Origin of the sequence: Chryseobacterium sp. SIMBA_028, from assembly GCF_046535285.1 — a bacterium.
Taxonomy (GTDB): domain Bacteria; phylum Bacteroidota; class Bacteroidia; order Flavobacteriales; family Weeksellaceae; genus Chryseobacterium.
This window is the reverse complement of the sequence record NZ_JAWRWZ010000195.1, coordinates 1-278: the sequence shown is the minus strand read 5'-3', so window position 1 is coordinate 278 and position 278 is coordinate 1. Positions and strand designations below refer to the sequence as shown.

Below are 278 nucleotides of genomic sequence, written 5' to 3'. Positions count from 1 at the left end.
GTGGGCAGCATCCACTTCATCCACCATGGCATCGGATGTCTCGCGGTCAAAGCAACGCAAGGGGTCGGCGTCGAGGGCGATCACGTCGCGAGGCATGGGCAGCGGCCGTCCCTCGGGGACGCTGACGCTGGCGATCGACACCGTGTGGCTGACCAATTCCACGCCCAAGTGCTTCAGGTATTGTGCGGCGACGGTACCCAATGCCACACGGGTAGCGGTTTCGCGGGCGCTTGCGCGCTCCAGGACGGGACGGGCCTCGTCAAAACCGTATTTCTGCA

At 64.4% G+C, this 278-nt stretch carries 1 protein-coding gene; it reads right to left on the bottom strand.

Features of this window, described 5'->3' with window-relative positions; translation table 11 throughout:
* Positions 1-278 (bottom strand): chorismate synthase (locus SCA31_RS23115; RefSeq protein ID WP_410699369.1); only part of this gene is annotated, 278 nt, incomplete at both ends.